This is a genomic window from Streptomyces sp. SBT349 (genome assembly GCF_001083795.1).
Classification (GTDB): Bacteria; Actinomycetota; Actinomycetes; order Streptomycetales; family Streptomycetaceae; genus Streptomyces.
In genome coordinates this window covers 1-20,496 of sequence record NZ_LAVK01000018.1, presented here as the reverse complement: position 1 = coordinate 20,496, position 20,496 = coordinate 1, and the positions used below count along the sequence as shown (strand labels likewise).

13 protein-coding genes are annotated in these 20,496 nt (G+C 74.2%); 9 read left to right on the top strand and 4 right to left on the bottom strand.

Going from position 1 to position 20,496, the window contains the following annotated elements; all coding sequences use genetic code 11:
- Window positions 1-43: 43 nt before the first annotated feature.
- Window positions 44-907, top strand: a complete 864-nt coding sequence (locus ADY01_RS04100) for a hypothetical protein (RefSeq protein ID WP_049565493.1) — start codon at window positions 44-46, stop codon at window positions 905-907.
- A gap of 141 nt (window positions 908-1,048) precedes the next feature.
- Complete coding sequence (locus ADY01_RS04095; protein WP_049565491.1) at window positions 1,049-1,528, top strand: hypothetical protein; 480 nt, start codon at window positions 1,049-1,051, stop codon at window positions 1,526-1,528.
- Window positions 1,529-1,809: 281 nt separating this feature from the next.
- Here ADY01_RS04095 and gabT read toward each other — a convergent pair whose 3' ends face one another.
- Window positions 1,810-3,168 carry a 4-aminobutyrate--2-oxoglutarate transaminase gene (gene gabT, locus ADY01_RS04090; protein WP_049565483.1) on the bottom strand — a complete coding sequence of 453 codons (1,359 nt, stop codon included), beginning with the start codon at window positions 3,166-3,168 and terminating at the stop codon, window positions 1,810-1,812.
- Between the two features lie 184 nt (window positions 3,169-3,352).
- On the bottom strand, window positions 3,353-4,693 hold the full coding sequence (locus ADY01_RS04085) for an ABC transporter ATP-binding protein (RefSeq protein ID WP_049565479.1): 1,341 nt from the start codon (window positions 4,691-4,693) through the stop codon (window positions 3,353-3,355).
- 180 nt (window positions 4,694-4,873) lie between these two features.
- Between ADY01_RS04085 and ADY01_RS04080 the strand changes: the two genes are divergently transcribed.
- From ADY01_RS04080 to ADY01_RS04070, 3 genes are all read left to right on the top strand, one after another.
- Window positions 4,874-7,306 (top strand): hypothetical protein, encoded by a 2,433-nt coding sequence (locus tag ADY01_RS04080; RefSeq protein ID WP_063784109.1) that lies wholly within the window; start codon window positions 4,874-4,876, stop codon window positions 7,304-7,306.
- 146 nt (window positions 7,307-7,452) lie between these two features.
- On the top strand, window positions 7,453-9,000 hold the full coding sequence (locus ADY01_RS04075) for a PucR family transcriptional regulator (RefSeq protein WP_049565477.1): 1,548 nt from the start codon (window positions 7,453-7,455) through the stop codon (window positions 8,998-9,000).
- A 136-nt stretch (window positions 9,001-9,136) separates the two neighbouring features.
- Window positions 9,137-10,591, top strand: a complete 1,455-nt coding sequence (locus ADY01_RS04070) for an aldehyde dehydrogenase family protein (RefSeq protein ID WP_049565475.1) — start codon at window positions 9,137-9,139, stop codon at window positions 10,589-10,591.
- Here the strand turns inward: ADY01_RS04070 and ADY01_RS04065 are convergent.
- Both ADY01_RS04065 and ADY01_RS04060 read right to left on the bottom strand, forming a co-directional pair.
- Window positions 10,572-11,624, bottom strand: coding sequence for a TRM11 family SAM-dependent methyltransferase (locus tag ADY01_RS04065; RefSeq protein WP_049565473.1), 1,053 nt, complete (start codon window positions 11,622-11,624; stop codon window positions 10,572-10,574). The genes ADY01_RS04070 and ADY01_RS04065 overlap by 20 nt on opposite strands.
- A 26-nt stretch (window positions 11,625-11,650) precedes the next feature.
- Entirely contained in the window at window positions 11,651-14,506 is a 2,856-nt protein-coding gene (locus tag ADY01_RS04060; RefSeq protein ID WP_049565471.1) for a glycoside hydrolase family 3 C-terminal domain-containing protein, read from the bottom strand.
- Between the two features lie 267 nt (window positions 14,507-14,773).
- On the opposite strand from ADY01_RS04060, the gene ADY01_RS04055 reads away from it, so the two are divergent.
- The 4 genes from ADY01_RS04055 to ADY01_RS04040 all read left to right on the top strand — a co-directional run.
- Window positions 14,774-16,444: an extracellular solute-binding protein gene (locus ADY01_RS04055; RefSeq protein WP_049565469.1), complete on the top strand. Its 1,671-nt coding sequence runs from the start codon at window positions 14,774-14,776 to the stop codon at window positions 16,442-16,444.
- A gap of 2 nt (window positions 16,445-16,446) precedes the next feature.
- On the top strand, window positions 16,447-17,427 hold the full coding sequence (locus ADY01_RS04050; RefSeq protein WP_049565467.1) for an ABC transporter permease: 981 nt from the start codon (window positions 16,447-16,449) through the stop codon (window positions 17,425-17,427).
- 79 nt (window positions 17,428-17,506) lie between these two features.
- A complete protein-coding gene (locus ADY01_RS04045; RefSeq protein ID WP_049565466.1) occupies window positions 17,507-18,445 on the top strand; it encodes a carbohydrate ABC transporter permease in 939 nt (312 codons plus the stop codon).
- Window positions 18,446-18,495: 50 nt separating this feature from the next.
- A partial coding sequence (locus ADY01_RS04040; protein ID WP_049565463.1) for a beta-galactosidase occupies window positions 18,496-20,496 on the top strand: 2,001 nt, incomplete at its 3' end.

Sequence of the window (20,496 nt, the reverse complement as noted above, 5' to 3'; positions counted from 1 at the left end):
GCCGCAGCGGCCGTAAGGTATGGCCAACGATTGGGGAGGGCATGTGACCGCTGACCCGCACGCCGGCTGGCCGGCACCGCCGCAGGCCGCGCCGCCGGGACCCGTTCCGCCGCCCTGGGGGCCCGGCCCGCTGGCGCCGGTGCAGGTGCCGGTGCCGGTGGTGCCGCGGAACGGGCAGGGCATGGCGTCGCTGGTGCTGGCGGGCGCGGCGGCGGCGTTCTGCTGGACGTTCGCGCTCAGCGTCGTCGGGTTGGTGCTCGGGCTGCTCGCGATGCTCTTCGGCATCGCCGGTCTGGTCAGGGCCGGTCAGGGCCTGGCGACCAACCGCGGCGTGGCGCTGGGCGGGCTGTGGACGGGCGCGGGCGCGACGGCCGTCTCCGCGGTGCTCACGGTGGTCTTCTTCGTCTGGACGGCCGCGCTCACCCCGGTGGTGTCGGAGGCGGGCGCCGACTATCTGGCGGCGGTGGGCGAGGAGGTCACCTACGAGGACGGGATCTCCGTCACCATCGAGGAGCCCTCCCCGATGGCCGGGGAGGGCGCCGCTTCGGTGACCGTCCGGGTCGTCAACGGGGGCGAGGACACCGTGGGGCTGGGCTCCCCGGGGATCGTCGCCGCCGTGGACGGCGAGGAGATCGAGGGCCGGGACGTGCTGCGCGAGACCGACGACGTGGGCGAGCTGGCTCCGGGCGACTCCCGCGAGATCAGGTATCGGGTCGCCCTGCCCGAGGCCCGGCCCGCGTACCTCTCCGTGGACTTCTCGCCGGGCGAGGACCACGCGTTCGCCTACTGGGACCTCGCCCTGGAGGACGCGGGCGAGGAGGGCGGGCCCTCCCCCGAGGAGCCCGGCGGGCCCGGTGGCCCCGGCGAGGAGGACACCCCCGGCGGCCCGGGGGACATCCCCGCCTGACCGTCCGGACGGCCGCCGGGACCCCGTCGCGCGCAACGCGCGGAAATCCCGGCGAAGCGGTGTAAGGATCCGCGCCGTCCGCCCTCTCTCCTTCCGACCCGACCGGCACCGCGCGGGGGCCGGGGTCTGAGGAGGAGCGCGATGAGCGCACGTGGCCCGATGAGATCGGCGATCGAGTGGCTGGCGTCGGCGGCACCGGAACCGGACGCCTGCCGCTGGGAGTGGGAGCGGCACCCGATGGGGGTGGCCCTGCTTCCGGCAGGCCGCATATGGGATGTGCTGATCCTGCCCGGGACGCTCGGCTACCTGACGTTCGACGTGCTGACGCGCGTCATCGACCGGCCGGGGCCGGTGCTCGCGGACCACGGGAACTCCAGGGTCGGCTTCTTCGTGCCGCCGGGCACCGCGGGCCGCTGGCTGGGGACCGGGGTCCGTGCGGCGGGCCGCGGCAGCTGGGTCGTGGTGCCGCACCCGCAGCGCACGGCCAACGGCGTGCGCTGGCTGGTCGCGCCCGACGGCTCGGGCGTGCTCACCGACACGGCGGTGCTGGAGCTGGCGATGCACGAGGCGGCGGCGATCGTCGGAAGGGAGCCGGGCCCGGGGCGCGCCTGCGGGCCCTGAGCGCACGACCGCCCCGGAGCCAGGGGGGGAGAGCTCCGGGGCCGTGTCGTTCCTGCGCTGCCTGCCATGCGGACGGCCGCACGCCCCGGGGGGTGTGGGGCGGGCGGTACCGGTCCGAAGGAGTGCGGGAGTCTGGCTGCTCTCGCGACGAACTCGACGGTACGGCAGGTCAGGTCCGCCGGTCCCCGCCCGCCGCCGGATCCGCATCACATCCGCGCAGCTTCTCCATGGTGGTCACAGGCGCGTTCGTCCGCACGCCGGGCGCCCGCCCGGACCCCCGTTCAGACCTTCGCCAGCGCCTCACCGACGATGTCCAGGCCCTCGCCCAGCAGGTCCTCGCCGATCACCAGCGGCGGCAGGAAACGCAGCACGTTCCCGTAGGTGCCGGTGGTCAGCACGATCAGGCCCGCGCTGTGGCAGGCCGCGGCGACGGCGGCCGTGGCCCGGGGGTCGGGGTCCTTGGTGCCCGGCGTGACGATCTCGACGGCGAGCATCGCGCCGCGCCCGCGCACGTCGCCGATCAGCGGGTGCTCCGCGGCCAGGGCCTCCAGGCGCGGGCGCATGACCTCCTCGATGCGCCGGGCCCTGGCCGCGAGGTCGAGCTCGCGCATGGTCTCGATCGACCCGAGCGCGGCGGCGCAGGCCACCGGGTTCCCGCCGTAGGTGCCGCCCAGGCCGCCCACGTGCGTCGCGTCCATGATCTCCGCGCGCCCGGTGACCGCCGCGAGCGGCAGCCCGCCCGCGATGCCCTTGGCCGTGGTGATCAGGTCGGGCACGATGCCCTCGTCCTCGCAGGCGAACCACTGGCCGGTGCGGCAGAAGCCCGACTGGATCTCGTCGGCGACCAGGACGATGCCGTGCTCGGCGGCGAACGCGGCGATGCGCGGCAGGAAGCCCCGCGCCGGCACGATGAACCCGCCCTCGCCCAGCACCGGTTCGACCACGATCGCCGCGGTCTCGGTGGCGCCCACCTGCTTGCTGATCTGGTCGATCACCTGCGCCGCCGCCTCCTCGGCGCACCGCTCGGGGCCGGTGGGCCAGCGGTACGGGTAGGCCATCGGCACCCGGTAGATCTCCGGCGCGAACGGGCCGAAGCCGTGCTTGTAGGGCATGCTCTTGGCGGTCAGCGCCATGGTGAGGTTGGTGCGGCCGTGGTAGCCGTGCTCGAAGACGACGACCGCCTGCCGCTTGGTGTGGTAGCGGGCGATCTTCACCGCGTTCTCCACGGCCTCGGCGCCGGAGTTCAGCAGGATCGACTTCTTGGCGTGGTCGCCGGGGGTGAGCCTGGCCAGCTCCTCGCAGACCTCGACATAGCTCTCGTACGGTGTGACCATCGCGCAGGTGTGGGTGAGCCGCGCGAGCTGGGCCGAGGCGCGGCGCACGACCGCCTCCGCGCTGTTGCCCACGGAGGTGACGGCGATGCCGGAGCCGAAGTCGATGAGGCTGTTGCCGTCGACGTCCTCCACGATCCCGCCGCCGGCGCGCGCCGCGAAGACGGGCATCACGGTCCCGATGCCGTCGGCGACGGCGGCCCGCTTGCGCGCCATCAGCTCCCTGGAGGCGGGTCCGGGGATCTCGGTGACGAGCTTGCGCTGCTGGGGGAGGGAGGGGCCGCCGGACAGTTCGGTCATGGTGCTCATGCGTGCACTCCTCGTCGCGAAGGGGCTGTGTACGTCGCTCCTGCGGTCAGGCTAGGGGCGTGCCGCGCCCGCGGGCATGCTCCACCCCGGAGTGGTCCCGGCGCCCGTTTGTCCGTGGTGTAGCCGTGTTGTCCGCGCTGGAGCCGTGCTCGGGGCGCGCCCCGAGCGGCCCCGGCGGTCCCGCTCAGTGGTCGAGCGAGGGGACCCGGCCCTGCGCCGGGCAGATCCGGCGGCCGTCGCTGTCGAAGACGTACAGCTGGTCGAGGTCGAGCAGCAGCGGCACCCGCTCGCCGATGCGCGGCTGCACATCCATGCCGGCCCGCACCACGAGGCCGTCGCTGACCCGGCCCGAGGGCATGGGCGAGGGCGGCTCGGCCGCCTCGGCGGCGCCCGGGGCCGGGGAGCCCCTGCCGGGGGCGGCCCCGAACGCCCGGTTCAGCAGCCGCCCCATCCGGCTCCGGGTGGCGCGCCTGGTCCTGCTGCCCGCGGAGGGCGGCCGGGGCGCCTCCAGGCCGTCCACCTCCGCCGGCCGCGCCCCGGTGCTGACATAGATCAGCGACTCGTGACCCTGGAACTCGACGTGCTGCACCACCCCGTTGAGCAGGGCCTCGCTGGGCCGCATCTCCTCGGGCGAGGCGATGCGCACCGCCTCGGAGCGCACCCCCACGGTGATGTCGCGGCCCATCTGCACCCGCAGCAGCTGGTGGTCGAGGCTCAGCGGCTGCGGCAACTGCATCCGCTGGGTGCCGAAGTCGATCGACATCCGGCCGTCGAGCGGCGCGTACACGGTGGCGCGCAGGAGGTTGATGCGCGGGGTGCCGACGAACGCGGCCACGAACACGTTGTCCGGCAGCCGGTAGACGTCGCGCGCCGAGCCGATCTGCTGGAGCAGGCCGTCGCGCATCACCGCGACCGTGTCGCCCAGCGACATCGCCTCCGACTGGTCGTGGGTGACATACACCGTCGTCACCCCCAAGTGGCGGGTGAGCGTGGCGATCTCGGCGCGCAGCCGGTTGCGGAGCTTGGCGTCGAGGTTGGAGAGCGGCTCGTCGAGCAGGAACGCCGTCGGGCGGCGCACGATGGCCCGCCCCATGGCGACGCGCTGCCGCTCGCCGCCGGAGAGCTGTCCCGGGTAGCGGTCGAGCAGGTCCTGGATGCCCAGCAGCCGCGCCGCCTCGTTCACCCGGGGCGAGCCGTCCTCGTGCGGCGCCTCGATGCGCAGGGGGAAGGAGATGTTCTGGCGGCTCGTCATGTTCGGGTAGAGCGCGTAGTCCTGGAAGACCATCGCGAGCTGACGCTGGCCCGGCGGCAGGTGGTTGGCGTAGGCGCCGTCCAGCAGCAGCTGACCCGAGGTGATGTCCTCAAGACCCGCGATCATCCGCAGTACCGTCGACTTGCCGCATCCCGAGGGGCCGAGCAGCACGACGAACTCGCCCGGCGCGATGTCGAGCGAGAGCCGGTCTACGGCGACGACGTTCTTCGGGAACGTCTTGGTGACGTCTCGAAGCGAGATGGCGCGTGTCATGAAAGGGTCCGCCCAGGGTCCTCTTTGAGCCAGCGGTGATCCAGGAACGTAGCGCACCAGTTGTCCCAGCGGAACGGGTATGGACAGGTTGGCCCTCCGCATATTCGACAGGCCGCTCTGCACTAGATTTGAACGGCGACGCTCAGTCAGCCGATGGCGTGATCAGGGGGCTTGGCACGGATGAACACCAACGGCCCGCGGAACGCGCGGCAGACACCCGGGGACGGCCGCCAGACCGTCCCCTTCGTCCAGGGCGCGCCGCCCGCTCCCCGGCGCCCGCCGGACCCCGAGGCCCCGCCGCTGGTCCGCTGGCTGCACCTCCCGCGCCCGGCGGCCAGGCCCGGCGTGTGGCGGGCGGGCCACGAGCCGAAGCCGCCCGAGGACCCGAACCGCCTCAGCGACCGCGAGCTGCTCGGCACCGCGACGCTGGCGCTGCTCGCGGGCTGGCTGCTGTACTCGCTGTGCCTGGAGATCCCGCTGCGGCCCTACCGCTGGCCGCTGCTGTGGGTGACCCCCGACCACTGGCGCGTGCTGCCCGACCCGCTGCCGCCCGGCGCGACCGACGCCGACCTGCTGGTCGCGTTCAAGCGGGCGCTGCGGATCTACGACTGGGTGTTCGCCGCCGCCCTGATCCTGGTCTTCGGCACGCTGGGCCACGCGACCGAGGTGTGGCGCCGGTACGCCCCGCGGCCCGCGCGCCGGGTCGTGCGCCCGCTCACCGCCCCGTTCCGCCTGATCGGCCGCTGGGGCAGGCAGCTGGGCGCGCTGCTGGCCGGGGCCGTGGTCTGGACGGCGTGCTTCAACGGCAACTGGGGGCTGTGGCTCGAACCGCTCTTCCTCGTCGTCCCCGACTCCTGGTGGAACGACGGGGACATCACGGTCTACAAGGTCGTCTACAACGCCTACTACGTGCTGTTCACGGCCCTGCTGGCGGCCCTGGTCTGGGCGTTCGGCGACTGGCGCGCCCTGGTGAAGCGGCTGCGCGGGGGCCACGACGAGGACCGGGACCGCTGGGGGGCCGCGGCGCCCACCGGCGTCTCGGACGGCGCCCTGGCGCCGCAGGCGGGGCTGTCCGACTGGTCCGAGCTGCGGGGGGCGGGCGGCGCGACGGCGGCCGACCGGCTCACCGGCGACATGGACTCCGGGGCCATGAGCGACCTCGACTACACCCGCATCGAGCACGCCTGGCGCGGGGTGCGGGCCAGGCCCACCGCGCTGCCCACGTTCGCCGACGCGGCCGGCGCCGACGGCGCCGCCGCCTTCGCGCACCCCTCGGGCCGCCGCGACCTGACCGTGCGCACCGCCACCCACGACCTGATCACGCGCCAGGTCCGCGTCGGCCGCGCGGTGGACGAGGAGCGGAACCCGTACGACTACCGCGGCGAGGACGTGGCGCTCGACCCGGCGGTCCTGGGCACCTCCCTGCTCGCGGTGGGGCCGCCGGGGTCGGGCAAGACGGGACGGGTCATCCGGCCGGTGACCGAGGCGCTGTGCCTGCACGCGCTCACCAACCAGGCCACCGTCGTCGCCGTGGGCAGCGCCAGCAGCTCGCTCGGCCCGGACGACGCGTTCGACGTCATCCTGCGCGTGGGCGACCCGGCCAGCACCCACCAGCTCGACCCCTACGGCGGCGCCACCGACACCGACGAGGCCGCGACGCTGCTGGCCGAGGCGCTGGTGGGCGGCTCCCGGGTGGAGACGCGGGAGGCCGCGGCCGTGCTGGTCCAGCTGATCGGCCCGTACCACGCGGCGTTCGGCGGGCTGCCGGGCGTGCCCGAGCTGCGCGCCATGCTGGACGGCGCCCCCGCCCTGCTGGCCACGCTGCGCGAGCGTCTGGGCGGCGCCCCCGACCAGCTGCGCGACCTGGACGCCAGGGCCAGGCAGGCCCAGCGCCCCGACGACCTCGGCCCGCACCTCGCCGACCGCCTCGCGCTGCTGGACCGCGCCGGGTTCTCGCCGGGCGGCGGGCGCGGCGGGCCCGCGGTGTTCTCGCTCAGCGCCCTGGTGCACCCGCTGCGGGTGCGGGTCGACCTGCCCGCGACCGGGCACGCGGAGGCGGGGCGGATCATCACCCGGCTGCTGCTGGCCCAGTTCACCGCCGCGGTCACGGCACGCCCCGACCGTTCCCTCTTCGCCTGCCTGGTCCTCGACGACGCCACCGCCGCCGTGACGGCGGGCACCGTGCGCGGGCTGACGCACCTGCGACCGGCCAACGCGGGCGTGGTGCTGGCGCTGCGGACCCTGGACGACGTCCCGTCCTCGCTGCGGGCCGGACTGCTGGGCGCGGTCGGCTGCCGGATGGCGTTCTCCGGTATCACCACCTGGGACGCCGAGCACTTCGCGCGGGCGTGGGGGACGGAGTGGAAGGAGGACCAGGAGACCACCCGCACCCCCGACCGCGCCGGCGGCGGGCTGCGCAAGGCGGTGCGCGGGGTGCGGAAGGTGTTCACCGGGCGCGACACCACCACGGAGTCCGTCACGGTGCGCCGCGTGGAGCGGGAGCGCTGGTCCGCCTCCGAGCTGGCGCACCGCGTGCCGCCCCGGCACGCGGTCCTCTCCCTGACCAGCGTCTCGGGGGAGCCGGGCCCGCCGACCCTCATCCAGCTGGGCTGACGTGCGGCCGGGCTGACGTCCCGCGGGGCCGACGGCCGGGCCTACCTGGCCGGTTGCCGGCGCATATGCCACGGGCGCCGACCGGCCGGACATGTCCGCGCTGTACCGTGAGGGCACGTGTCGCTTCAGGCCCTCCAAGGGGATCCATGTACCCGACGCTTGCCACGCTCGTTCAGCACACCGGGCTGAAGCTCGGCGTCCTCACGGGCGAGGAGCGGCTGGACGCCGGGGTGCGCTGGGCGCACGCCAGCGAGCTGGCCGACCCGACGCCCTGGCTCGACGGCGGCGAGCTGCTGCTGACCACCGGGCTGCACCTGGCCGTGTCCGACGAGGCGGAGATGCGGAGCTACGTGACCCGGCTGGCGGAGGCGGGCGTCGTCGGGCTTGCCTTCGGCGTCGGTGTCAACCATCCCGAGGTGCCGCCCGCGCTGCTCGCCGCGGTCAGGGAGGCGGGGCTGCCGCTGCTCGAAGTCCCGCGCCGCACCCCGTTCCTCGCCATCGGCAAGGTCGTCTCGGCGGCGATAGCGTCCGAGCAGTACCGGGCGGTCACGGCCGGGTTCGCCGCCCAGCGCGAGCTGACCCGGGCCGCGCTCGCCACCGACCGGCCCGAGGCGCTGCTCGCCAAGCTGGCCTCCCTGGTCGGCGGCTGGGCCGCGCTCTACGACCTCTCGGGCGCCGTCACCGCCGTCGCCCCCGGCTGGGCCGCGCGCCGCGCCGCCCGGCTCACCGCCGAGGTGCGGCGGCTCGGTGACCGCCCCGCGCCCGCCAGCGTCGTGTGCGCCCAGGAGCCGGACGACGACCGCGTCGAACTCCAGTCCATCGGCACGGCGCAGGTGCCCCGCGCCGTTCTGGCCATCGGCACCGGCGACCCGCTCGGCACCGCGGAGCGGTACGCCGTCCAGTCCGCCGTCGCGGTGCTCACGCTGCTCACCGAGCGGTCCCGGGCCTACCGCGCCGCCGAGGCGCGCCTCGGCGGCGCCGTGCTGCGCATGCTGCTGAGCGGTGAGCCCGACCACGCCAGGGCCGTCGCGGGACAGCTCTACGGCGGGTTGCTCGACGCCCCGCTGCGCGTGCTGGTCGGGGCCTCGGGGGAGCCGAAGGCGCTCGACGCCCTGCGCGCCGCCGTCGAGGCCGCCGCGGCGCGCGGCGGGGAGTCGGTGCTGACCGCGCCCGACGGCGACGGCCTGGTGCTGCTGGCCGCGGACGGCGGCGCGGCGCTGGCCGCCTGCCGCGCGCATGTCGCCCGCGAGGAGACCGCGGGCCCGGCGGTCGGGATGTCGGGGCCGACCGGGCCCGCCTCGGCCGACGCGGCGTACCAGCAGGCCAGGGAGGCGCTGCTGGTGGCCCGCAGGCGCGGGCGGACTTTGGTCGAGCACGAGGACGTGGCCACCGGCTCCGTCCTGCCGCTGCTGAACGACGACGCGGTGCGGGCGTTCGCCGACGGGATGCTGCGCGCGCTCCGCGCGCACGACGAGCACGGCCGCGGCGATCTGATGGCCTCGCTGCGCGCCTGGCTGGCCCGGCACGGCCAGTGGGACGCGGCGGCGGCCGACCTCGGCGTGCACCGGCACACCCTGCGGTACCGGATGCGGCGGGTCGAGGAGATCCTGGACCGCTCCCTCGACGACCCGGACGTCAGGATGGAGCTGTGGCTGGCGCTGAAGGCCACCACCCGGCCCCCGGCAGGGCCCTGACGTCGCCTCGTCCCGGTGCCGAAGAGGCGCGGGGGAGCCGGGTTTTCCGACACGCCGGACAAGAACCCGCGGGCGCCCGTGCGCCTACGGTGGAGGGCGGGAAGCGCACGCGACAACCCGGAAGGCGGCACCCGTGATGACCACAGACGCAGCCCCGCACCCGTTCTGGCTCGCCGGCCGCGCGGTGAGGGGCGAGGAGACCGTGGAGGTCACCTCGCCGTGGGACGGCTCGACCGTCGGCTCGGTGAGCCTGCCCACGCCGCGGCAGACCGAGGAGGCGGTCGCCGCCGCGGCGGCCGTGGCCGCCGAGTTCGCGGCCTCGCCCGCCCATGTGCGCGCCACCGCGCTCGACCTGGTGGTCCGGCGGCTCGGGGAACGCGCCGACGAGGTCGCGCGGCTGATCTCCTCGGAGAACGGCAAGCCCCTGAAGTGGGCGCGCATCGAGGTCGCCCGCTGCGTCTCGGTGTTCCGCTGGGCGGCGGACGAGGCGCGGCGGTTCAACGGCGGCACCGCGCAGCGGCTCGACGCGGACGCCGGGGGCACCGGCCGCCTCGCGCTGACCCGGCGCGTTCCCTACGGCCCCGTCCTCGGCATCGCGCCGTTCAACTTCCCGCTGAACCTCTGCGCGCACAAGGTCGCCCCCGCGCTGGCCGCCGGGGTGCCGATCATCCTCAAGCCCGCCCCGGCCACCCCGCTCTCCGGGCTGCTGCTCGGCGAGCTGCTGGCCGGGACGGACCTGCCGGCCGGGTCCTGGAGCGTGCTTCCGGTGCCCAACGACGCGATGCCCTCGCTGGTGCGGGACGAGCGGCTGCCGATCATCTCGTTCACCGGCTCGGTGCCGGTCGGCTGGTCCATCCGCGACGCGGTGCCGCGCAAGCGCGTCACGCTGGAGCTCGGCGGGAACGGCGCGGCCGTCGTGCTCGCCGACTGGGCCTCGGACGCGGACCTGGACTGGGCGGCCCAGCGGATCGCGACCTTCTCCAACTACCAGGCGGGGCAGTCCTGCATCTCGGTGCAGCGCGTCATCGCCGACACGGCCGTGTACGACCGGCTGGTGCCCCGGGTGATCGCCGCCGTCGAGGCGCTGGTCACCGGCGACCCGGGCGACGAGGCCACCGACGTGGGCCCGCTGATCAGCGAGGACGCGGCCCGGCGCGTCGAGAGCTGGGTGAACGAGGCGACCGCGGCCGGCGCCAAGGTGCTCACCGGGGGCGCTCGGGTGGGCGCGAGCTACCTGCCGACCGTGCTGGAGGGCGTGCCCGCCGACGCGAAGATCACCTGCGAGGAGGTCTTCGGCCCGGTCATGTCGGTGACCAGGGTCGAGGGCGAGGAGGCGGCCTACGCGGCGGCCAACGACTCGCGGTTCGGCCTCCAGGCGGGCCTGTTCACGCACGATCTCCAGGCCGCCTTCCGCGCCCACCGCGCCCTGGAGGTCGGCGGCGTCATCGTCGGCGACGTGCCGTCCTACCGCGCCGACCAGATGCCCTACGGCGGCGCGAAGCAGTCGGGCGTGGGCCGTGAGGGCGTGCGGTTCGCCATGGAGGACTACACCTACGAGCGCGTGATGGTGCTCACCGGTCTCGACCTGTAGCGGCCAGGCGGGCCACGACGAGGTCGCGGACGATCGCCTGGTCCACCCGGTGCCGGAAGCCGTGGTGGGGCTCGCTGTCCGCGACCTCGAAGCCGTGGTCGGCGAGCAGTTCGGCGAGCTCGGAGCGGCGGGCGACATGGGTGTTCCAGGCGATGCCGATGGCGCCGCCCGGTCGCAGCAGCCGCGCCCAGGCGGGCAGCGCCGCGGTGAGCAGCGGCATCGGGCTCCGCGAGACCTCCGTCCGCGCGGTGGCGCCGTGCTGCACGCCGTAGGGCGCGTCGGTGACGATCAGGTCGAAGGAGGCGGGGCCGAAGAAGGCGTCGCTCGCGGCGGTGTCGGCGTTGATCACCGTGACCTCGATGGCCTCGCCCCTCTTGTACCGCTCCTTGTCCTCGCCCAGTTCGGCGTGGAAGCGGCGCCCCAGGGTCTTGCGGTCGCGGCGGACCCTGGTGATCTCGGCGCGGTGCTTGAGGCGGCTGTTCTTCATCCACTGGCGCAGGAAGTTCGCGTAGGCGTCGAAGCTCTTGGTGTCCCGCTCCACGCCCGCGGCGTCGAAGCCGTACATCACCGCCTGGTTGAGCGTGGTGCCCCGGCCGCAGAGCGGGTCGAGCACGCGCAGGTCGCCGGTGAGCAGCCGCCGCGGGTCGTCGCAGGCCATCGCCGTGACGTTGAGCAGCAGCTTGGTGAAGTCCTCGTTCGTCTTGCCCGCGTACTTCTGGATGGTGATCAGGTCGCTGCCGAACCGGTCGAGCCGGGTCAGCTCCAGCGGCGCGAGCCGCCCGTCCTCGATCTCGAAGAGGGCGTAGAGGGACGAGAGGTTCGACAGGGCGCCGATGTCGCTCTCGGTGAGGTCGCCGTCCACCTCGAAGGTCAGGTAGGGAACGCCGCCGAGCACGGTCTCCCTCACCGAGCCGATCCGGCCGTCGAGCAACGCGTCCCCGACCACCAGCAGTTCGGATTGGGCCAGGTGCACTGAGGCGTGCGCGTAGACGCGGTTGTGCGAGGGGAACAGCAGGATTCCGTACGTTTTCATCGCGCCGGAGTGTAGCCGTTCCCGCCTCAGCGGAAATCCAGCCGGTCCACCCGGACCGGGCCGGTGAGCGTCAGGCGGAGGTCGTGGACCCCCTCCGGCGCGTCCGGCGACTCGGCGGTCACGGTCGTGTACGCGTACCGGTCGCCGGTGGACTCCACGCGCAGCGTGGCGTGCCAGCCGGTGCCGGGGACGCGCAGCTCGACCGTGGCCGATCCCGGCTCGGCGCGGGCGGCGCGCAGCCGCACCCGCGCCGGGCCCGTTCCGAAGTCACAGCGGCGGAAGAGCAGTTCGCCGACGGTGGCGGCCCCGGCCGCCACGGCGTCGCCCGACTCCCGGGTGGTGTCGACCAGTTCCGTGCCGGTGCTCTCGTCGTAGTCCGCGGCGGCGAGCCCGGCCCGGACCACCGGCCGCGGCGCCAGGGGCTCACCGGCCACGGTCAGCCCGGCCGTGACCCTGATGTCCCGGCTCGACGCCCCCGCGCCGAGGGTGTACGCGCCCGGCTCGACCGCCCAGCGGGAGTGCGCGACATCCCAGAAGCCGAGCGCCTCCGCGGCGTCGACGGCGAAGGTCACCCGCTCCGAGGCGCCGGGCGCCAGGTGGATCCGGCGGTGGGCGATCAGCCACCGGTGGGGGCGGGGCACGCTCGGCGCCACCGCCGAGGCGTAGAGCTGGACCACCTCGTCGCCCGCGCTCCCCCCGGCGTTGGTCACGGTCACCGCGGCGGTCAGCTCGCCCCCCTCGGCCCGCCGCACCGCGAGGTCGCCATAGGCGAAGGCCGTGTAGGACAGGCCGTGGCCGAACGGGTAGAGCGGCGCGCCGTCGTGGTAGAGGTAGGTGGCGCGCGAGCCGATCAGGTCGTAGTCCAGCAGGTCCGGCAGCTCCGCGTCGTCCGCGTACCAGGTCTGCGGCAGCCGCCCGGCGGGCGAGACGTCCCCGCACAGCACCCGGGCCAGCGCCGTGCCCGACGCCTGCCCGCCGTGCGCGGTCCACAGCAGCGCGGGCAGCGCGGCGTCGGCCTCCGGCACGGCATAGGGGTAGGACGAGACCAGCGCCAGCACGGTCCGTTCGTTGGCGGCGTGCGCGGTCCGCCACAGCGCGTCCTGGCGCGGTGGCAGCGCCAGCGTCGAACGGTCCTCCGTCTCGCGGCCGTTGATGTGCGGGTCGTTGCCCGCGACCACCAGGACCACGTCGGCGGAGCGCGCCACCGCCCGCACCGCGTCCTCGCCGCGCTCGACGGTCTCCACGGTGAAGACGTCGCCGGTCCCGGCAACCTTCAGCCCCTCGGCGGCGACAGAGACGTGGTTGCCGGTGCCCCGATGCCGAAGGAGGTGGCCCTCGCCGTGCGGTTCCAGCGTGAACGTCTCCTGGACCACCCAGCCGCCGGGCCGGTCGGCCGACGCGCGCACCAGGCCGTCGTCCGCGACGGACAGATAGCGCCCGTCGGGCGCCCGCAGGGTCACCACCCCGTCGCCCCAGTCGGTGAGCGTGAACGTGGTGGCGCCCGCCAGGGGGCCGACGGCGAGCGGCGGCAGGTCCGTCCGGCTGGCGACCAGCGCCGGGTCGAGCGAGGCGCCGGCCGCACCGTCCCGGGCCGCGGCCCCCGCCCCCGCCTCGGGCACCGTCACCCAGCCGCGTCCGGTCCGCAGCCGCACCCGGTCGGCGCCCTCGGCGAACGCGGCCGAGGCGACGCCGGGGTGGGCGAGCAGCCCGACCAGCGGGCTGGTGCGGCGCAGCAGCGCCCCGCTGTACCAGTCGAGCTTCACCTCGTCGGCCAGCGGCCCCACCACGGCGACCCGGGTGCCGGGGCGCAGCGGCAGCAGCCCGTCGTTCTTCAGCAGGACCACGGCCTGTTCGGCCGCGGTCGAGGCCAGCTCCCGGTGCTCCTCGGTGTCGAAGGCGGCCTCGGCGTCGAAGGGGTCGGGCCCCGGGTCGAACGCGCCCAGCCGCACCCGCATGCCCAGCAGGCGCGCGGCCGCGGCGTCGATCCGGTCCTGGGTGATCAGGCCCTTCTCCAGCGCCGCGGTCAGGCGCGCCACGGTCGGGGCGGAGTCCTCGCCGTGGTCGGTGAAGCTGTCCACCCCGGCCGTCAGCGCGGCGGCCAGACCCGCCTCGTGGCTGGGCAGATAGCCCTGCGAGCCCGCGATGTTGCCGGGCGCGTAGGCGTCGGAGCAGACCACCAGCGGCAGGCCGGTCCAGGTGCGCAGCTCGGTGGCGATCAGCGGGGAGAGGTGGTTCGGGCGGCCGTTGACCAGGTTGTAGGCGGGCATCACGCCCGCGACGGCCCCGGCGCGGACCGGGCCGCGGAAGGCGGGCAGCTCGTACTCGTGCAGCACCCGGGGGCGCACCGAGGTGGAGGCGGTGTCGCGGTCGCGCTCGTGGTTGTGCGCCAGCCAGTGCTTCAGCACCGGGGCGGTGCGCCAGCGCCCGGGGCGGTCGCCGCGCAGGCCGCGGGTGTAGGCGGTGGCGAGGGCGGCGGTCAGCCGCGGGTCCTCGGCGTAGCCCTCCTCGTTCCTGCCCCACAGCGGGTGGCGCAGGAGATTGACGGTGGGGGACCACACGTTGAGGCCCACCCGCGGGTCCGCGGCCCGCATCGCGCGCACCTCGCGGCCCACCGCCTCGCCGACGCGGCGCACGAGGTCGTCGTTCCAGGTCGCGCCGAGCCCCACCGCCTGCGGGAAGACGGTGGCCGGTCCCATCCAGGCCACCCCGTGCAGCGCCTCCTGCCCGGTGCGGAACGGCGGGAGGCCCAGGCGCTCGACGGCGGGGGCGAACTGGTGGAGCATCGCGAGGCGTTCGGCGGGCGTCAACCGGCCCAGCAGGTCGGCGACGCGTTCCTCGACGCTCAGCCGGGGGTCGCGGAAGGGCAGCGGTTCTGCGGTCACATGCGGTCCCGGAGTCGTCGGTTTTCGAAGCGCTTCGATGCTGGATTCCGCCGCCTCGCCTGTCAAGACGCCGGGCATCCACGGCTCACGCTCCCCGTCGATCTCCGGGAAACCCCGGACAGAAGGGCGATGGGAGCGCGCCCATTTTTCTCGGGAGCAGGGCTTGTGCGGCCCGCTGACGGGTCTTAGCCTCAGCCCAACATCGAAGCGCTTCGATCCTCGGACGACGGGTCCCGCGCTGTCGCGACGTCACGAAGGGTTGCCGTCATGCCGAACGCACGCCCCGCACCGAGCCGCAGACGCTTCCTCGCCTCATCCGCGGCGGTCGCGGCGGCGGTCACCGGAGGGGTTCCCCTGCTGGCCGCCTGCGGTGGGGACGGAGGCGGCGGTGGCTCGGAGGGCAGGGCGTCCGACGACCAACTGCGGGACCTGCTCCCCACGTTCCGGGCATCCGACGTCGCCGTCGAGCCCGACATCCCCGGCGGGGACGGCGTCAGCCCCGGCTACACCAGCTACATCCCCAGCGGCGACCTCGGCGTCTCCGTGCCCGAACCCCGCGGCGCCGGCGGTGAGTTCTCCGCGATGACGCCGCTGTGGGGCACGCCGCCGGGCGCGGGCAACGCGTTCTGGACGGCCATGGACGAGGCCATCGGCGTCAGGCTCGACTGGCAGACGCAGGACGGCAACACCTACGGCGAGAAGCTCGGTGCCGTGCTGGCCGGCAGCGACATCCCCGACCTGGTGTGCGTGCCCGGCTGGGAGCTGACCGGGCAGATACCGCAGGCCGTCAGCAGCCGGTTCGCGGACCTGGGACCGTTCCTCTCCGGCGACGCCGTGCTCGACTACCCGAATCTGGCCGCCATCCCCACCGCCGCCTGGGAGGCGTCGGTCTTCGGCGGGGCGCTGCGCGGCCTGCCCATGCCGGCGGCCACCATCGGCGGCGTCGTCCCCTACTACCGCCAGGACGTCTTCGAGGCCAACGGCTGGGAGGCCCCCACCACGCCCGAGGACTTCCTCGCCTTCTGCCGGGACATCACCTCCGCCCGCAACCGGGTCTGGGCCTGCGAGGACATGAAGTGGTCCGCGTTCGTCATCTTCGGCGTCCTGCCCGAGAAGCCCCGGTACTGGATGCGCGGCGACGGCGACACGCTGGTCAACCGCTACGAGACCGACGCCTACCTCGAAGCCCTGGAGTGGACCCGCACGCTCTACGGGGCCGAGGTCGTCCACCCCGACGCGGTCGCCGTCTCGGGCGACGCGGCCCAGCGCTTCACGGCGGGCGAGTCGCTGATCTGGAACACCGGCGACGGCGCCTGGCACAACACCACCGTCGAACAGCGCACCTCCAACCCGGACTTCCATATGAACGCGTTCGACTACTTCGGAGCCGGCGGCAACGACCCCGTCCTCTACGCGGGCAACGGCTCGGGGATCTGGACGTTCGTCAACAAGAACCTCTCCGAGGACCGCATCCGCGAGGCCCTGGAGATCGCCAACTTCACCGCCGCCCCCTACGGCACCCGCGAACAGCGCCTGCGCGCCTACGGCGTCGAGGGCACCCACTACACGGTCGAGGACGGCCTGCCGGTGCGCACGCCCCAGGGCGAGGAGGAAGTGGTCCCCGAGACCTACCCGTTCATCGCCACCGCCGGGCACGTGGTCGCCCACCCCGACACCCCGCGGGTCGTCGAGGACTGGACCGGCTGGCAGGCGCGGCAGATGCCCTATGTCCAGGAGGGCCTCTTCCACGGCCGCCAGATCCAGGAGCCCGTCCGCCTCACCAACATCAACGACGGCTTCGAGGACCTGGAGGACGACGTGGTCCGCGGACGCCAGTCGATCCGCGACATGCAGAACGCCGTGGCCGAGTGGCGGCGCAACGGCGGCGACGAACTGCGCGACTTCTACCAGGGGTTGCTCGACGAGGAAGGCGCCTGAGCGTGTCCCCGAGCACGGCCCCGCGGCGGGGGCGCGCCCCGGGGGACGCCTCCGTCCCCTTCCGCCACCGGCTCCGCCGCGACGGCGTCCTGATCCTGATGACCCTGCCGGCCGTCGCCCTGCTGATGGTCTTCGCCTACATCCCCATCGCGGGCAACGTCATCGCGTTCCAGTTCTACAGCCCCTACGCGGGCGACGGCTTCCTCGACTCCATGGCCAACAGCGCGTGGACCGGCCTGGAGAACTTCCAGCGGATGCTGGACGACAGGGACTTCTGGAACGCGGCGCGGAACACGCTGCTGTTCTCCTCGCTCCAGCTGCTCTTCTACTTCCCGGTCCCGATCGCGCTCGCCCTGCTCATCAACAGCGTGCTGCACAGCAAGGTCAGGGCGTGGACGCAGGCGGTGCTCTACCTGCCGCACTTCTTCTCCTGGGTGCTGGTCATCACCGTCTTCCAGCAGATGTTCGGCGGCGCGGGGCTGGTCGCCCAGCTGCTGCGCGACTGGGGCTGGGCCGAGAGCTTCGACCTGATGACCGACCCCGGCTTCTTCAAGTGGCTCATCACCGCGCAGGTCATGTGGAAGGACGCGGGCTGGGGCATCATCGTCTTCCTCGCCGCCCTGTCCACCGTCAACCAGGAGCTCTACGAGTCGGCCGCGGTCGACGGCGCGGGCCGCTGGCGGCGCATGTGGCATGTCACGCTCCCCGCCCTGCGCCCCGTCATCGCCCTGCTGCTGGTCCTCCAGGTCGGCGCCATGCTGACGGTCGGCGGCGAGCAGTTCCTCATCCAGCGCACGGCCGTGGGCCCCGGCACGTCCGAGGTCCTCGACACCTATGTCTGGCACAACGGGATCGAGGGCGGCGACTTCAGCTACGCCGCGGCCATCGGGATCGTCAAGGGCGTCTTCAGTCTCCTGCTGGTCCTGACCGCCAACCGAGTCGCCCACACGATGGGCGAACAGGGGGTGTACGCGCGGAGATGAGCGAAGCGAAGGGCGGACGGGTGGGCGAGGGCGCCCACCGGACGTGGCGGTGCGCGGGACGAGAAGGGAGAGGGCAGCGATGAGTACGGATGTCTCCGTCCCGGCCGAGGCGGACAGGGACGCGGGGCGGCGCCGGCGCCCGGCCTGGGAGGAGCCCCCGACCCGCACGGGTCTCACGGCCAAGGGCGCCATCCTGGGCATCGCCGTGCTGGCCATCCTCTTCCCGCTGTGGATCGTCGTCGTCACCAGCGTCTCCGACGCGCGGACCATCGCCGAGACCGGCGGCCTCGTCGTCTGGCCCGACGGCATCACCTTCGCCGCCTACCGCGAACTGCTCAGCGGCGGCGCGGTCTCCCGCGCCATGGTGGTCTCCATCGGCATCACCGTCGTGGGCACCGCGTTCAGCATGGCGGTCTCCGTGCTCGCCGCCTACGGCCTCTCCCGCCTCGGCTCGCTGTGGCACCGGCCGCTCCTGTTCACCCTGCTGGCCACCATGTTCTTCGGCGGCGCCGGCATCATCCCCACCTACCTGCTGATCCAGAGCCTGGGGCTGATGAACACCTATGCCGCGCTGATCCTGCCCATGGCGGTCAACGTCTTCAACATCCTGGTGCTCCGGGCGTTCTTCATGAACGTCGGCCAGGAGATCATCGACAGCGCCCGCATCGACGGCGCCGGCGAGTTCCGCATCCTGTGGCAGCTGGTCCTGCCCCTCTCCCGCGCGGTGCTCGCCGTGATCTCCCTCTTCTACGCCGTCGCCTACTGGGGCAACTGGTTCGCCGGATTCATCTACATCACCGACCAGGAGAAGCTGCCCCTCCAGAACGTCCTCCAGCAGATCGTCATCGGCAACCAGCGCCCCGCCGGGATGGCGCAGATCATCGGCACCGGCCAGATCCCGAGCATCGCCGTGCAGACCGCCGTCATGGTCCTGGCGCTGCTCCCCGTCGCCGTTCTCTCGCCGTTCGTCCAGCGGCACTTCAAGAAGGGCATGCTCATCGGCGCCGTCAAGGGATGACGGCCGCACCGGCGGGGGGACGCACCGGCGGGGGACGAGAGGAGAACACCGTGGTCGGACTGCACGACGCCACCCGGGGACGGCTGCTCTTCGGCGGCGACTACAACCCGGAGCAGTGGCCCGAGTCCGTCTGGCAGGAGGACATCCGGCTGATGCGCGAGGCGGGTGTCACCCTCGCCACCGTCGGCGTCTTCTCCTGGGCCGCCATCGAGCCGCGGCCCGGCGCGAGGAACACCGGCTGGCTCGACCGCGTCCTCGACCTGCTCCACGGCGCCGGCATCGGCGTCTGCCTGGCCACCCCCACCGCCGCGCCGCCGCCCTGGCTCGGAGCCCTGCACCCCGAGACCCTGCCGCGCGACGAGAGCGGCACCGTCCTGTGGTACGGCTCGCGCAACCAGTTCTGCGCCTCCTCACCCGTGTACCGCGAGCACGCCGCCCGCATCACCGAGGACCTGGCCCGCCGCTACGGCGCCCACCCCGCGCTGCGGCTGTGGCACATCAACAACGAGTACGGCACCGCCTGCTGGTGCGACACGACGGCCGCCCACTTCCGCGCCTGGCTGCGCGCCCGCCACGGGACGCTCCAGGCGCTCAACACCGACTGGGGGACGGCGTTCTGGAGCCAGCGCTACGGGGACTGGAACGAGATCCTCCCGCCCCGCCGCGCCCCCTACCTCGTCAACCCGGCCCAGGTGCTGGACTTCCGCCGCTTCACCAGCGACGCGCTCCTCGAATGCTTCACGGCGGAACGGGACATCGTCGCCGCCCACAGCCCCGGCGTCCCGGTCACGACCAACTTCATGCCCCTGTTCGCCGGGCAGGACGGCTGGCGCTGGGCCGCCGAGGAGGACGTCGTGTCGGTCGACGTCTACCCCGACCCGGCCGCCGCCCACGACGACCCCGCGGGGCCCGCGCACGGCGCCCTCGTCCACGACCTCACCCGTTCCCAGGCGGGCGGCCCCTGGGCGCTGATGGAACAGGCGGCCTCCGCCGTCAACTGGCGCCCGGTCAACCAGCCCAAGCCCGCCGGCACGATGCGCCTGTGGTCCCTCCAGGCGGTGGCCCGGGGCGCCGACGCCATCTGCTTCTTCCAGTGGCGCGCCTCCCGCCAGGGCAGCGAGAAGTTCCACTCCGCGATGCTCCCGCACGCGGGCGAACACTCCCGCTCCTTCCGCGAGATACGCGACCTCGGCGCCGAACTCGCCCGCCTCGCCCCGGCGCACGGCACCCAGGTCGCCGCCGGCATCGCCGTCCTCCACGACTGGCCCGCCTGGTGGGCCGCCGACCAGCCGGGCCGCCCCTCCGCCGAGGCGCGGTACCCCGAGCTGCTGGCCGCCTGGCACCACGCCCTGTGGCAGCGGAACCTCACCTGCGACCTCGCCCACCCCGAGGCCCGCCTCACCGGCTACCGGATGGTCGTCATCCCGCAGCTCTACCTGCTCACCGACGCCGCCCTGGACGGCATCGCCGCCTACGTGCGCGGCGGCGGCACCCTGGTCTGCGGCTTCTTCACCGGCGTCGCCGACGCCGACGACCGCGTCCGCGAGGGCGGCACGGACGCCAGGCTGCGCCGCGTGCTCGGCCTGGAGACCGTCCACGAGTGGTGGCCCCTGGCGCCGGGCGCCACCGTCGCGATGAGCGACGGCACCGCGGGCCGGATCTGGAGCGAAGACCTGGAGCCCGCGGGGGCCCGGACCGTGGCCACCTACGCCGAGGGCGAGCTGTCGGGCCGCCCCGCGATCACCCGCCACACCTACGGCCGCGGCACCGCCTGGTACGTCTCGACGCTGCCCGAACCGGCCGCGCTCGCCGCGCTGCTCGCGGGCGCCGCCGAGGAAGCGGGAGTGGTGCCCGCGCTGCCCGGCCTGCCCGCCGGGGTCGAGGCGGTCAGGCGCGGCACGCTGCTCTTCCTGCTCAACCACACACGTGCACCGGTCACCGTCCGCCTGCCCTCCCCGCACACGGACACCCTCACCGGCCACACCCACCCGGCCGAGCTCACGCTCGACCGCCACGGCGTGGCGGCACTCACCCCCCACACCCCCCACACC

Coding starts and splice junctions, on each gene's coding strand:
- ADY01_RS04095 (WP_049565491.1), top strand. CDS start 1,049: ATGAGCGCACGTGGCCCGATGAGATCGGCGATCGAGTGGCTGGCGTCG.
- gabT (WP_049565483.1), bottom strand. CDS start 3,168: ATGAGCACCATGACCGAACTGTCCGGCGGCCCCTCCCTCCCCCAGCAG.
- ADY01_RS04085 (WP_049565479.1), bottom strand. CDS start 4,693: ATGACACGCGCCATCTCGCTTCGAGACGTCACCAAGACGTTCCCGAAG.
- ADY01_RS04080 (WP_063784109.1), top strand. CDS start 4,874: ATGAACACCAACGGCCCGCGGAACGCGCGGCAGACACCCGGGGACGGC.
- ADY01_RS04075 (WP_049565477.1), top strand. CDS start 7,453: ATGTACCCGACGCTTGCCACGCTCGTTCAGCACACCGGGCTGAAGCTC.
- ADY01_RS04070 (WP_049565475.1), top strand. CDS start 9,137: ATGACCACAGACGCAGCCCCGCACCCGTTCTGGCTCGCCGGCCGCGCG.
- ADY01_RS04065 (WP_049565473.1), bottom strand. CDS start 11,624: ATGAAAACGTACGGAATCCTGCTGTTCCCCTCGCACAACCGCGTCTAC.
- ADY01_RS04055 (WP_049565469.1), top strand. CDS start 14,774: ATGCCGAACGCACGCCCCGCACCGAGCCGCAGACGCTTCCTCGCCTCA.
- ADY01_RS04045 (WP_049565466.1), top strand. CDS start 17,507: ATGAGTACGGATGTCTCCGTCCCGGCCGAGGCGGACAGGGACGCGGGG.